Origin of the sequence: Nostoc sp. PA-18-2419 (assembly GCF_005869855.1) — a bacterium.
Taxonomy (GTDB): Bacteria; Cyanobacteriota; Cyanobacteriia; order Cyanobacteriales; family Nostocaceae; genus Nostoc.
In genome coordinates, this window is sequence record NZ_SZNH01000020.1 from 110948 (window position 1) to 125166 (window position 14219).

The 14219-nt window shown below is 42.5% G+C and carries 11 protein-coding genes and 1 pseudogene; 5 read left to right on the forward strand and 7 right to left on the reverse strand.

The features are described from left to right. Positions 1-143: 143 nt before the first annotated feature. The 3 genes from FCR06_RS20325 (at position 144) to FCR06_RS20335 (ending at position 4829) form a co-directional block, all read left to right on the forward strand. Positions 144-1427 carry a valine--pyruvate transaminase gene (locus tag FCR06_RS20325; protein ID WP_138502925.1) on the forward strand — a complete coding sequence of 428 codons (1284 nt, stop codon included), beginning with the start codon at positions 144-146 and terminating at the stop codon, positions 1425-1427. A 47-nt stretch (positions 1428-1474) separates the two neighbouring features. Then, positions 1475-2083 carry a ribosome maturation factor RimM gene (rimM, locus tag FCR06_RS20330; protein ID WP_138502927.1) on the forward strand — a complete coding sequence of 203 codons (609 nt, stop codon included), beginning with the start codon at positions 1475-1477 and terminating at the stop codon, positions 2081-2083. A gap of 364 nt (positions 2084-2447) precedes the next feature. After that, positions 2448-4829, forward strand: coding sequence for a phosphoketolase (locus FCR06_RS20335; RefSeq protein ID WP_138502929.1), 2382 nt, complete (start codon positions 2448-2450; stop codon positions 4827-4829). A 204-nt stretch (positions 4830-5033) separates the two neighbouring features. Here FCR06_RS20335 and FCR06_RS20340 read toward each other — a convergent pair whose 3' ends face one another. Together FCR06_RS20340 and FCR06_RS34840 are read right to left on the reverse strand one after the other, a co-directional pair. Beyond that, the gene (locus FCR06_RS20340) at positions 5034-5807 is read right to left on the reverse strand and encodes an AIM24 family protein (RefSeq protein ID WP_138502931.1); all 774 of its coding nucleotides are present in this window, start codon (positions 5805-5807) and stop codon (positions 5034-5036) included. Positions 5808-5819: 12 nt separating this feature from the next. After that, the gene (locus FCR06_RS34840; protein ID WP_138502956.1) at positions 5820-5957 is read right to left on the reverse strand and encodes a zinc-ribbon domain-containing protein; all 138 of its coding nucleotides are present in this window, start codon (positions 5955-5957) and stop codon (positions 5820-5822) included. Positions 5958-6188: 231 nt separating this feature from the next. Here FCR06_RS34840 and FCR06_RS20350 point away from each other — a divergent pair, with 231 nt between their 5' ends. Continuing rightward, the gene (locus FCR06_RS20350) at positions 6189-7814 is read left to right on the forward strand and encodes a DUF1565 domain-containing protein (RefSeq protein WP_138502933.1); all 1626 of its coding nucleotides are present in this window, start codon (positions 6189-6191) and stop codon (positions 7812-7814) included. Positions 7815-7971: 157 nt separating this feature from the next. On the opposite strand, the gene FCR06_RS20355 is transcribed toward FCR06_RS20350, so the two are convergent. The 3 genes from FCR06_RS20355 to glgP all read right to left on the reverse strand — a co-directional run bounded on the left by FCR06_RS20355 (position 7972) and on the right by glgP (position 11631). After that, a complete protein-coding gene (locus FCR06_RS20355) occupies positions 7972-8769 on the reverse strand; it encodes a Uma2 family endonuclease (RefSeq protein ID WP_138502935.1) in 798 nt (265 codons plus the stop codon). Between the two features lie 130 nt (positions 8770-8899). Next, the gene (fosX, locus tag FCR06_RS20360) at positions 8900-9304 is read right to left on the reverse strand and encodes a FosX/FosE/FosI family fosfomycin resistance hydrolase (RefSeq protein ID WP_138502937.1); all 405 of its coding nucleotides are present in this window, start codon (positions 9302-9304) and stop codon (positions 8900-8902) included. A 113-nt stretch (positions 9305-9417) separates the two neighbouring features. Then, on the reverse strand, positions 9418-11631 hold the full coding sequence (gene glgP, locus FCR06_RS20365; protein ID WP_138502939.1) for an alpha-glucan family phosphorylase: 2214 nt from the start codon (positions 11629-11631) through the stop codon (positions 9418-9420). A 710-nt stretch (positions 11632-12341) separates the two neighbouring features. On the opposite strand from glgP, the gene FCR06_RS20370 reads away from it, so the two are divergent. Continuing rightward, on the forward strand, positions 12342-12755 hold the full coding sequence (locus FCR06_RS20370; RefSeq protein ID WP_138502941.1) for a transposase family protein: 414 nt from the start codon (positions 12342-12344) through the stop codon (positions 12753-12755). Between the two features lie 68 nt (positions 12756-12823). Here FCR06_RS20370 and fghA read toward each other — a convergent pair whose 3' ends face one another. Beyond that, complete coding sequence (fghA, locus tag FCR06_RS20375) at positions 12824-13675, reverse strand: S-formylglutathione hydrolase (RefSeq protein WP_138502943.1); 852 nt, start codon at positions 13673-13675, stop codon at positions 12824-12826. A gap of 212 nt (positions 13676-13887) precedes the next feature. Continuing rightward, positions 13888-14219: pseudogene (locus tag FCR06_RS20380) on the reverse strand (GDP-L-fucose synthase); the annotation flags it as partial.

Consider the following 14219-nt stretch of genomic DNA (forward strand, 5'->3'; position numbering starts at 1 on the left):
TCTTCAAACTTTGTAAAAATACCATTCTCTAGCTAGATTGGTTAAAGGCGGTAACAGTTATTTTGGTAACGATGTAAACTTGATGTCAGCAGCAAACCCCAAGTAATTTGTCCACCCTCAATTAATAAATTTTGTCACAGCTTATGAACCCTGCCCTAACACAAATTGGCGCTCAAATGTCCAACCTGACTGGCGTCAGAGCAATCATGAAGGATATTATCGAAACATTACGAGCCGGTTCAGGGCAGCAGTTTATTAATTTGAGTGCTGGTAACCCGCTGATTTTACCGGAGGTAGAACAGTTGTGGCGGGATTGCACTGCACAGCTTTTAGCTAGTCCAGAATATGGTGAGGTAGTTTGCCGCTACGGGTCAAGCCAAGGCTATGCACCATTAATTGAAGCGATCGCCAACGACTTTAATAAACGCTACGGGTTAAAATTGAGCGATCGCAATATTTTTATCACCCCCGGCAGTCAAACGCTCTATTTCTACGCTGCTAATGTATTTGGCGGCTACACCAGTAGCGGCCAGTTAAAACAAATCGTTTTGCCTCTGAGTCCTGACTACACCGGTTACGGCGGTATCTGCTTGGAGCCAAAAGCCTTAGTCGCCTACAAACCTACCCTCGATATTGATGCAGCTGCTCACCGATTTAAATATCGCCCAGACTTCAGCCAACTGTCGATTAGCGAAAACACAGGTTGTGTCATCTTCTCCCGCCCCTGTAACCCCACTGGTAATGTCCTCAGTGACGATGAGGTGAAAAAGATTGCTGCCCTCGCCTCGCCTTACAATCTGCCGATGCTAATTGACTCGGCTTATGCGCCTCCCTTCCCGTCATTGAACTTTACCGAAATGACCCCAGTGTTTGGCGATAATATTCTCCACTGCATGAGTTTATCGAAAGCAGGATTACCAGGAGAAAGAATTGGTATTGCCGTTGGGCATGAAAAATGGATTGAGGTGCTAGAGTGTTTTCAGGCAAACGCAAGTCTGCATTCTTCACGTTATGGTCAAGCGATCGCAGCTCTGGCAATCAATTCTGGTGCTTTAGTAGAAATTTCTCAAACTGTGATTCGTCCCTTCTACCAAAATAAATTTACCGTTTTAGAAACTAGCTTAGAACAAGCAATGCCCAAGAATTTACCTTGGTTTCTGCATCGCGGTGAAGGAGCAATTTTTGCTTGGTTGTGGTTAGAAGATTTACCCATCTCTGACTGGGAATTTTACCAACAACTCAAGCAAGTCGGTGTAATTATTGTACCTGGAAGTACCTTCTTCCCCGGTTTACAGGAAGAGTGGGCGCACAAGCACCAATGTTTCCGTATCAGCCTCACCGGCAGTGATGAAGAAATTGCCACTGGTATGCAACGTTTGGCCAAAGTAGCCGAGGAAGCTTATCAGCGTGAGGCTGTGAGTGTGTGAGCGGGGAAATAGGGAGATAGGGGAGAAAAACTAATGATTAATGACTAATGACTAATGACAAACCCGATGATTGGTTAGAAATTGGTAAGATTGTTGCACCTCAAGGATTGTCTGGGGAATTACGGGTTTATCCTGACTCCGATTTCCCCGAACGATTTGAAGTGCCGGGAAAACGTTGGTTGTTGCGTCCTGGTGACACAGAACCGCAACCGATAGAATTATTGGCAGGACGTTATATCAGTAACAAAAACTTGTATGTCATCAGACTAGCTGGTGTGGAAAATTGCAATCAGGCAGAGGAGTTGCGCGGTTGTAAGTTAATGGTGCCAGCAAGCGATCGCCCTGAGTTAGGCGAAAATGAATATCATGTCCTCGATTTGATTGGTTTGGAAGTCTTTATGCAAGTATCTGGCGAATTCGTCGGTACGGTAGTAGATATCATCCCTGCCGGCAATGATTTGTTAGAAGTCAAGTTACATGAATCATTTACTACTGACAAAGGACAAATGACAAATGACAAAGGACAAATAACAAACGACAAAAAGCAAAAGACTGTTTTGATTCCTTTTGTAGAAGCGATCGCCCCAGTGGTAGACTTACAATCTGGTCGCATTGAAATTACGCCGCCACTTGGATTATTGGAAATTAATAATTAGGTCATCCCTGAATCTACGGCACTAAAGCTTAACGTGAGTTCGACGGATAGAAAGGCGCAAAAAGCTTGCTATGTAAGAATTTACTCAACTGGGCATACAAAAAGGCGATCGCGCAGAGTGGCAAAGACCAAGGTGAACGAAAAAAGGTGTGGGGAGAGCTTAGTTAGCGGGTTTTATCCGCTAACCAAGCTCTGACTAAGAGGATGTTTTAACTCTCATCAGATTTTTGAGATCTTGTAGCTTCTTCAACTAGGTCAACAAAGGCTAGAAAAATTCATCATGGGTTAGATGGCCATCATCTGGGAAACAAGTAAAATTACTTACTGATGAATCCGTCAAAATCCTTTTGTAATGGAGTGTCGAAATGACATTAGCAACGCCTCCACAAACAAAGCCTTTAACAGATGAAGAATTACGGAAGATTAACGCCTACTGGCGTGCAGCTAATTATCTTTCCGTTGGGCAAATATATCTCCTCGACAATCCGCTACTGAGAGAACCGTTAAAAATAGAACACGTAAAACCCAGGCTTTTGGGTCACTGGGGAACAACACCAGGGCTGAACTTCATTTATGTTCATCTGAATCGAGTGATCAAAAAATATGACCTCAACACAATCTACATTGCTGGGCCTGGTCATGGAGGTCCCGGACTGGTAGCCAACACCTACCTGGAAGGCACTTACACCAAGTACTACCACAACATCTCCCAAGATGCTGAGGGAATGCAGAAACTCTTCAAACAATTTTCTTTCCCTGGTGGTATTCCCAGCCACGTTGCACCGGAAACTCCTGGTTCCATCCACGAAGGCGGAGAATTAGGTTATGCCCTCGTCCATGCTTACGGTGCTGCCTTTGATAATCCAGACTTGATTGTTGCTGCTGTTGTTGGTGATGGTGAAGCTGAAACTGGTGCTTTAGCGACTAGCTGGCACTCCAACAAGTTTCTTGACCCCGTGCGTGACGGTGCGGTACTGCCAATTTTACATCTAAATGGATATAAAATTGCCAATCCAACACTACTAGCACGGATTAGCCATGAAGAATTAGAGAGTTTATTTGTTGGCTACGGCTACAAACCATACTTTGTTGAAGGTGACGATCCCGCAGATGTCCATCAACAAATGGCAACGACTCTAGATACAGTAATTGCCGAAATTCAAAGCATCCAAAGAGAAGCCCGCGTACATGGTTTCACTGAACGCCCCCAGTGGCCGATGATTATCATGCGAACCCCCAAAGGTTGGACAGGACCCAAGGAAGTGGATGGCAAAAAAACCGAAGGTTATTGGCGATCGCATCAAGTTCCCTTTGGCAACATAAGCAAACAGCCAGAACACCTTAAACTCCTAGAAGATTGGATGAAGAGTTATAAACCAGAAGAACTCTTCGACAGCAATGGTAAGCTGATTGAGGAACTAGCAGAACTAGCTCCCAAAGGACATCGCCGCATGGGTGACAATCCCCACGCCAACGGTGGTCTGTTATTGTGCGATCTGAAAATGCCGGATTTTCGAGACTATGCCGTAGATGTTCCCGAACCAGGTAAAGCGATCGCCGAAGCGACCAAAGTTGCTGGAAGACTTCTGCGGGATATTATGCAACTTAACGAAGAAAAAAGCAATTTCCGCATCTTTGGCCCAGACGAAACGGTATCCAATCGTCTGGATGCTGTGCTTGAAGTCACAGACCGGACTTGGGTAGCCGAGAAACTGCCTGAAGATGACCATCTTTCCCCCGACGGTCGGGTGATGGAAGTCCTCAGCGAAACTTCTTGTCAAGGATGGTTAGAAGGCTACCTCCTCACGGGTCGCCACGGCTTTTTCTCCTGTTATGAGGCATTCATCCACATCATTGACTCCATGTTCAACCAACACGCCAAATGGTTGAAAACTACCAGACACATTCCCTGGCGTAGACCAATTGCTTCCCTCAATTACTTACTTTCCTCTCACGTTTGGCGACAAGACCACAACGGCTTTTCCCACCAAGACCCCGGTTTTATCGACCATGTGGTTAACAAGAAAGCAGAAATCGTTCGTGTATATTTGCCTCCGGATGCCAATACTCTGCTATCGGTAACTGACCATTGCTTGAGAAGCCGCAACTATGTCAACGTCATCGTTGCCGGAAAGCAACCAGCCTTGCAATACCTCAACATGGATGCTGCTATCAAGCACTGCACCAAAGGCATCAGTATTTGGGAATGGGCAAGCAACGATCAAGGCGGGGAACCAGATGTAGTAATGGCTTGTGCTGGAGATATTCCTACCTTAGAAACCTTAGCAGCTGTAGACATTCTGCGCCAGCACTTCCCTGATTTAAAGGTGCGAGTAGTGAACGTAGTTGATTTGATGACACTACAGCCAAAAAGCGAACATCCCCACGGTTTGAGCGAAAAAGATTTTGACACAATTTTCACCACCGATAAACACATTATCTTTGCGTTTCATGGCTATCCTTGGCTGATTCATCGCCTAACCTATCGCCACACCAACCATGAGCAGCTACATGTACGTGGCTACAAGGAAGAAGGAACTACTACCACCCCCTTTGATATGGTTGTTCTTAACGAACTCGATCGCTTCCATTTAGTGATGGACGTAATTGAGCGGGTACCACAATTAGGATACAGGGCAGCTTATGTCAAGCAGCACTTGCAAGATAAGCTAATCGAACACAAGCAATACATCCAGAAGTACGGCGACGATATGCCGGAAATTCGCGATTGGAAGTGGCCGTATTAAGAGCAAACAAGGGAGACAAGGTAAAATTTTCTTTCTTGTCTTCCTATGTACTTTGTTTCTTTTTTTAGATAAGTAAGTCGGCACAATAAAATCAAACTGCGTCAAGAAAAATAAACAAAGCTCAAACCCTTTTCCCCCTGCTCCCTACCTCATCCCAACGATAATTATCTACGCCGACCTACTTAATTTATTTTTTAGAATTCCTTAACCGAAATTACTGCTGCCACCGACTTGAGTTGCTCCTTCAAATGCAGGGGGGTGATAAGTCATAGATTGTAACCCCAAGCGACCAGGGCCAATAAAGCGGTTAAGCGTAAATGAAATGCCACCCAGCATCACCCCAATTGCTCCTAAGATGCCGCCACTAGATTGCAAGGCGGTCACTGTCTCCATCTTGACTGATGAGTCTTTCCACAGCCATGCTCCTGGTTCTACATCCAATACCTCTCCAGGAGCAAGGTACTTTTCAAAAACATTGCCGTAACCGTGGATTAGAAGCAGCCCCCCTTGTTGCTGTCCGATGAAGCGATCAATAAATAATCCGCCACTACGGCTAAAAAAGAGGTTCGCCAGTCCTCGCTGGAAAAAGAAACTGTACTCAATATTACTGGTAGCTAGCAAAAACTGGTGTTCGCGTACATCCACTGTCTGTCCGCGCTCTAATTGCAACACTACAATCTGTCCTGGTGCCTCACGAGAGAAAGCGATATTTCCTGGACCATGTGCTTCACTGATGAAAATTTGCAGTCCAGCAAAGAAACGCTTGGCTGCCCCTTTTAAACCTTTGACACCAAGACGAACATTGGGATGTTTCCACAGTAAAATATGATGTTCAAAGTAAATTGATTGCTGTTGCCCTAAATGAACATCTACTACAGGTACTACTTCTCCTTCGATTTTTAAACTTAAGTCACCTGAATGAAAGATTTGTTGGGGATTTCTCAATTCTGGTATCGGTTCACTATTAAAGTCAGACATAGTATCATCTCGCTAATAGTTTTTAGGAAAATTACTGAGCTTATTATTTATAACAACATGATTAACAGGATTACCGCAGACGCTACAGAACTTGTTACCGAGTAGGTTTTGATGGTTGCAATAGGGACAGAAATTTGTTCTTACAGGTATGTTAACTTACGGCATTGCTGAATTTGAATATGAAATTTAAAAATCAACTCTTCTCAACTCTTACTCTCTGCGACTCTGCGCCTCTGCGTGAAGTAAATTCATATCTGCAAGTCGTATTTGCATAATTTTTTAACTTTGCACTGAAAACTACTTCAATCTACTTAATGCATCAAATGCTACCCACTTTCATGGTTAGCGTTAGGATAGCTATGTGTTTTTTGAAGTATAAATATGGCTCAAACTTTTTACGTAAATCCGGTAGCAGGCAGTGATACCAACCCTGGTAGCCAACAAGCCCCGTTCAAAACTATTACCCAAGCGCTAAAGGTAGCTAAAGTAGATATTAAAATTCAACTAGCAGATGGTAGTTACAATGCTGCTAGCGGTGAAGTTTTTCCGCTAACGATTCCATCTGGGGTGACAATGGTGGGTAATGAAGCCAACAAAGGTAATGGCATTTTAATTGAAGGAAGTGGTAATTATCTGAGTCGGACTTTTGCTGGTCAAAATGTCACCTTTGTGCTGGCTGATAAAGCCGAACTTCGGGGAGTAACTGTAACAAATTTAGCTAGCCGTGGTAGTGGTGTCTGGGTTGAATCAACTGCCCCTACTGTTGCTAACAGTACGTTCACTCAATGTAAGCGCGAGGGAGTATTTGCTACAGGTGATGCTAACCCAGTTATTCTGGGTAATGTCTTCAGTGAGAATGCAGCCAATGGAATTGCGATCGCCAAAAATTCCCAAGGTCAAATTCAAGGAAATACTTTCTTCAAAACAGGTTTTGGCATTGCCATTAGTGATACTGCATCACCCATACTTCGAGATAACAAAATTTCTGAAAACCGTTCTGGAATAGTCATCTCTGGTAGTGCCCGTCCGGTGTTGCGTAATAATCTGAGTGAAAATAACACAGATGATGGTCTAACTATAATTGCAAGTGCTTTACCGGATATCGGCACTACCAATAATCCAGGGGGTAACACTCTACGCAATAACGGTAAATTTGATTTGCAAAATGCCAGTTCCAACAAGCTGGTTTCTCTAGGAAATACAATAGATCCCACTAAAGTCACTGGAAAAGTAGAATTTACAGATAGTTCGGTTCCTACACCGACACCAACTCCCACGCCCACTCCCACTCCAACTCCTACGCCAACACCAACGCCAACTCCCACTCCTACGCCAACACCAACGCCAACACCAACCCCAACACCTACTCCAACGCCAACCCCAACGCCAACCCCAACACCAACTCCAACTCCAACACCCACGCCTAGTATCGAATTAAGTGATATTACTAATCATTGGGCAGGTACATTTGTTCGGGAATTAGTCAAATTGGGAATAGTTAACGGTTTCCCTGATCGCACATTTAAACCCGATGCGACGATGACACGGGCCCAATACGCAGCATTACTAGTAAAAGCTTTCAACCCATCGCCAAACCGCCCAGTTACCAAATTTAAAGATGTACCAGCAGATTTTTGGGCATCTAAGGTAATTCAACAAGCATATCAAGGTTTATTTCTCTCTGGTTTTCCCGACAATACTTTTGGCCCCAACAAAAATATCCAGCGCGTGCAAGTGATTGTCTCTCTGGTGAATGGATTGGGGTTATCTGCTAATGGTACAGCAATCGGCAAAACTTTTGAAGACCAAGCCAAGATTCCTGATTATGCTAAGGATGAAGTCATCAAGGCTATTCAAAAAGAGATTATCGTTAATTACCCTAATCTCAAACAACTTAATCCTACCCGCGATGCCACGCGTGCTGAGGTAGCTGTAATGGTATACCAAGCTTTGGTAGATGCTGGTCGTCTAGTAGCGATCAACTCACCTTATATTGTGGCTGCGTAAACTGGTTTGTTTTGCAAAATCTTTGCAGCACATCAATTGGTTGTACAGGCGTACAGCTGTACGCCCCTATTTATACTATCTGTATCAGGTATTTTGTCAAATGGTATTAGAGGCAGAGCAAATTCATACTTAATTTCAGAAACGCAGTTTTTATTTTCTACTCGAATTTGGGCAAATTATTCGGGTCAATACCCTGAGATTGTAAATAAGCCATCAGCTGTTCTTTTTGCTGGCGTTCTTGTTCGGCGCGTTGACGTTCTTGTTCGGCGCGTTGGCGTTCCTGTTCAGCGCGTTGGCGTTCTTGTTCAATCTGTTCTACAGCCCACGGTAACAAATTACCATCTCGATCCCACCAGCGCAACCAATAACCAGTTCGCGCTTCTTTTGTGCCTTGCCAAGTTCCTAAAAATAAGCCCATCACATCAATCCAATGACGGCCATTTTCATCGGGTTGCTTTAACTCATAACGTTGATTTTCCAGTTGATAATATTCTAATAAACCGCCATTTGGGTCAAAAATTACGTAGAAGGGAATCTGTAAAATTTGCTCGTAGAAAAACCATTTTCCTGGTGGGTAACTTCGCTTTATTGAATATTCCCCACCTTCAGTGTCGGATAGAAATTCGATAGCGATCGCCGGAATATCTCCTTCTAAATTCGGTGTATAACTTTTACGATTACCTACAGCTTCATTCACTGATGGTACATAAACCCAGTCTGGTGCTTTGGCAATAAATTGCCCGTTGACAGTGGCACAAAGACCAAAGTTTGAAGCTATTAACATTTGAGGTTGAATGAATCCACTGATTTCTAGGCTTTCACGCAAAGCACCAGCCAAAAGTGGCTGACCGGTATTCTCCACTGGTTCATCCTCTAGTTTAAAATCTTTGGGCAAGGCTTCCCAAGAGATTACCAGTTCAGTTGCAGATTTGGCTTGGCTGAGTTGGGTTGCCATAAACACAGCATGAATTTATTTTTAATTTATTTTATCGCTTACAGGACGGCTATGGAGGCGATGCGATTGGAGATTATCTAACAAATTTTTGTCTCAAGAGTAACAAAAGCTGGTTTTTGCGATTAGTGAATCAGGCTTTTAGATACCTTTGTAGCCGTTGATTTAAAGTTCCTGTGTGTAACTCAAATAAATGATTGTCATAGTCGTAAAAATACAAGGAACGTCCTTCGCCTTCCACACGGGTTCGACCTTCATTCACTTCCACCCCAAGGGTTTTTACTCTAGCTGCATATAGTTCGTAGTCTTGTTCAGCTATTTTCAAAGCCAGATGGTTATAAGTTTTCTCTAATAAAGGCTCACCCTCCATAATTGCAACCCATAAATTATTTATCAAGAAGAATTTTTCTTTTGATATGGAAAATGTTTGTTCGCCACTAGAATAAACTTCCTTAGCATCAAAGATAAATGTCAAAAAATTTTTCATTTTCTCTAAATCTTTGACAATGAATGTGATATGACTAATTCCTTGAATCATTTGTTTTTATGTTTTCCTAAAATTTTTTTGATAATTTTATCAAAAAATTAGGATTAATGAAAAAAAAGGGCAGGAAACCTACCCCTTTATTTAATCAGGAAAATAAAAATGCTCTAAAGCAGAACTTTAGCTAAAATTGGTTCCACAGTTTTAGAAATTTCTGGGACATAGACCTGTGAAACGTAGTCAGCAATCATTCTGTCAGTGTTGAATAACGGCGCATTTGTCTTAATCGACGTTTTCATCATCTGCACCCAGCGATGGGGAATCCCTTGAGCATCTTGGTCATAGTATAGAGGAACGATTTCTTCTTCCAAAAGCTGATAAAGCGATCGCGAGTCAATACGATCTTGCAATACTTGGTCGCTAGTATTAGCATCTTCACCAATTGCCCAACCGTTAATTCCCTTACCATCGGCGCCTGCTTGATAACCTTCGCACCACCAGCCATCCAGAACGCTGCAATTGAGACCGCCGTTAAAGCAGACTTTTTGCCCACTCGTACCAGAAGCTTCCAAGGGACGACGCGGATTATTTAACCAAACATCCACACCTTGCACCAATTTTTGTCCAGTGTAAATGTCGTAATCTTCAATAAAGGCGACTCGGTTAATAATGCCGGAATTGTGACACCATTCCATCAACCGCTGAATAATCCGTTTACCTTCTTCATCAGCTGGGTGGGCTTTTCCTGCAAAGATAATTTGTACTGGACGTGAGTTATTGCCAAAAATCTCCAATGCCCGTTGGGCGTCGCGCAAAATTAAATCCCCACGTTTGTAGGGGCTGAAGCGTCTAGCAAACCCAATGGTCAATACATTGGGGTCGAGTAGCCTTTCGGTAGCTTGAATAAGGTCATAATTTTCGCCACGCAATTCCCGCGATTTCTTGATTTTATAGCGGGTGAAAGCAATCAATCGTTCTTTGAGGATGAGATGTCGTGACCACAGTTCCTCATCGGGAATTTCGTCAACTTTAGCCCACATCTTGGGATCGACGGCACGAGTTTTCCAGTCTTCTCCCAGATACTCTTTATATAAGTCAGCCAATAACGGTGCAGTCCAAGTAGGTGCATGAACACCATTGGTAATGTAACCAATTGGTACTTTGTCTTCGGATCGCTGCGGATACAGAACTGTCCACATCTTACGGGAAACTTGACCGTGCAATTCACTGACGCCATTACAAGCACGAGACATGCGCAATGCTAAAACGGTCATGCCAAAGGGTTCCCAAGGGTCGCCTAGTCGGCGTGCGCCCAATGCCAAAAATTGCTCGCGGGAAAGTCGCAATTGCGGCCAGTAGCTGGCAAAGAAGGAGTCAATTAAATCCGGGGAGAAGACATCATGACCTGCGGGAACGGGGGTATGGGTAGTGAATACACAACTGTTCCGCACCTTGGCTTCGATGTCGTAGAAAGATTTGCCAGTCCGCTCAATTTCTAAGCGGGCTATTTCCAATGTGCAGAATGCAGCGTGTCCTTCGTTGAGGTGATAGACAGAAGGTTGAATTCCCAAAGCGTCTAAAGCACGGACACCACCAATGCCCAAGACGACTTCTTGGGCGATGCGGGTTTCTAAGTTACCCCCGTATAGATGTCCTGTCAACCAGCGATCAATGGGATCGTTATCGTTGCGATCGCTATCTAATAAATATAAAGTCACTCGCCCGACTTGCACTCGCCAAATTTGCACTTTCACAAACCGCTGGCGAACTTGTAGCTGGATAGTTAACGGCTCCCCTTGTTCATTTTTAATTAACTCTAGGGGCATCTGATGGAAGGGGTTGTCAATATAATAATCTTCTTGCCAACCGTGGCGGTTCAAGCGTTGCCGAAAATAACCTTGGCGATACAGCAAGCCGACTCCAACCATCGGTACACCTAAATCTGATGATGATTTCAGGTGATCCCCAGCCAGAATGCCCAAACCGCCAGAATAAACAGGTAGCGATTCATGGATGCCAAATTCGGCACAAAAGTAGGCAATGGGGCGGTCTTTGGATACTTGCGGTGCAACTCGACTCACCCAAGTATCTTGTTGTTTAATATATTGGTCAAACTCACGCGCTAGGGCAGATATCTGCTTGAGGTAAAATGGGTCTTCTGCTAATTGGGTGAGACGTTCGTAGCTTGCCGACTCTAAAATTGCGACTGGATTATGCCCGCAGCGTTCCCATTCTTGGGGATCGATGCTTTGGAATAGCGAGATGCGATCGCCACTCCAACTCCACCAGTAGTTATAAGCCAAATCTGCCAAACGCTTGAGCGGTAAAGGTAACTTTTCACTTAAGAGCCTTGCTGATCCTGTTGCACTGCTGTCAACCATACTAAATCTACACCCTCTGTTTTAACTTTTTCTGTATCTATTAGGGACTAGGAACTGGGGATTGGGCGAAACCATTGCCCAATCCCAATGCCCCATACCTAATGCCCTGTTTTTTTCATTTCCTCTTCAGGTTTATAACACCAGAGTCTTCACTTGCTAAATTCTCCCCTGAAGTTGGAACAGTTTATCGACATCAAACCTTATCCAAGTAAATGGTTTTTATTGTTTTTGTCTTTTAAAGATTATCTCTGCTTTTAGACAAATTTAAAAGTTTTTTATATCAAATTCATTGACATTATTTTAAATTATTTATTTTCTTGTAAATATTTATTTAGAACTTTTCCTGAAATAAATAAAATTAATTATGCCTGTTATATATAAGTCACTTTTGAGTAAAACTATTTGCATCAAAATAATACTTTTATACGTTAATCAAACAATGATACCGTTATTTGTCAGCTAAATTATTACTATTAAGAAAAGATTAAAAATAAAATATAAACTGACAAAATATGCATCATAAGTCATAATTTATCGTCCAGAGCAACTAAATTTATTAATGGAGATGAGGATCGAAACTTTGAGAGTGACTGGCAAAATATTTTTCTCTTTCCACCCTGTACCTGGATTTCTTAATAATGATAAAAAAGAGAAATCAAAAACTACGAGTGGTTTATAAAGCTAATTTTCATTGACATGTTGGTCATATTATGAAAAAACAGTCCTCCAGAAAACGCTATATATCGACTGGCGATATTGTTGACATTCATATTAGACAATTAGGAAAAACAAGCGATATTAACTTATTCGGAGAAACACAAGGTAAATTTGATTCCGAACAAAAATTTATCGGAGATAAAGCTTATATAGGAGAGCTAACAATCACCATACCTGACAATAAATCGAGGAAGAAAGAGATTTGGGAATTACAAAAAAAAGAAAACCAGCAGTTATCGTGTAGAAGAATAGGTGTTGAACATTTGATAGGTAAAGTAAAAATATTTCGAGTTGCTAGTGATAAATTTAGTTTAGCTCGTCAGAAGTATAGCCAGGTTTTAAAGGTAGATAGAGATAATACCAATTTTTCTCCTCTGAGGGTAACTACCATAACACAATATAAATAAACCACCTATTCCAATTGGATAAACTTTTGTAGTATTATATTACAATTAACAAACTAATAATTATTTTGTCACTTAACTCCTAAAGCGATCGCATGATGGCGGATATGATCTTCAATAAAACTGGCGATAAAATAATAACTGTGGTCATAACCTTCTTGGTAACGCAACTGTAACGGCTGGTTAACATCTGCACAAGCTTGCTCAAACACTTCTGGCAATAATTGCTCAGCTAAAAATTTATCAGCAGTCCCTTGGTCAATGAGAATCGAACTGTGATATCCTACTTTTTTGACTAATTCACTAGCATCATAAGTATGCCAAGTTTCTTGATTGCTACCAAGATAACCAGTGAAAGCCTTTTGACCCCAAGGACAACGCATAGGTGCAGTGATAGGTGCAAAAGCTGATACTGATTTGTAGAGTTCTGGGTTTCTCATTGCACAGACTAGCGCCCCATGTCCCCCCATTGAATGACCGAAAATACCTTGTTTATCCGGTTGTGAAGGGAAGTTTGCAGTGATTAAAGTAGGTAATTCTTGGACGACATAACTATACATTTGGTAGTGTTGACGCCAGGGTTCCTCAGTAGCATCAACATAAAACCCCGCACCAGTGCCATAGTCCCAATCATCATCCTCACCTAGAATACCACTATTACGCGGACTAGTGTCTGGTACAACTAGTATCAAACCGTACTCAGCAGCAAAGCGCTGTACCCCCCCCGCCTTAGCCATAAAATTCTCTTCTGTGCAAGTCAAACCAGACAGAAAATAGAGAATTGGCACAGGTTGTTGAGTTGCTTGTGGTGGTTGATAGATAGCAAAGCGCATTTCGTCGTTACAGGTTGACGAGGAATGACTGAAAAAGCCGAGTTTGCCACCAAAGCTTTTATATTCTGAAATCAGGTTGAGGTTAGGCATTGGTTATATTCTCTTTTCCGAGCGGTTGCCACAGAAAGATTATTTTAGCCTAAATTAAAAACAAAGATAATTTTGACATTTCATTTTCTGATTTAGCAATGCCAGAAAAAAGTAATTGGGCGATTATATTTGTTCTAACCAACTGCGAACATAACAGCCCAAAATCTGAGAATCTAAAATTTTCCAAGTCAGAATTAAGAAGACTTTAATACCTAAACTTTCGCTTCAACTTTTGTTAGTAAACTGTGTTGACGATACCACTCAATGGTATTGTTTAAGCCTTGCTCAAAGCTAACTTGGGCAGTAAAATTAAAAGCGAGTAAGGCGCGTTGAGTATCCAAACAGCGCCTCGGTTGACCATTGGGCTGGTCAGTTTGCCAAACAATCTCACCCTTAAACTCCATCAAATCACAAATCAAACTCACTAAATCACGGATAGAAATTTCATCACCCGTCCCTAAATTCACAGCTTCAGATTCGTTGTAGAATTGCGTACCCATGACAATTCCTCGCGCCGCATCCACAGAATACAAAAACTCCCTCG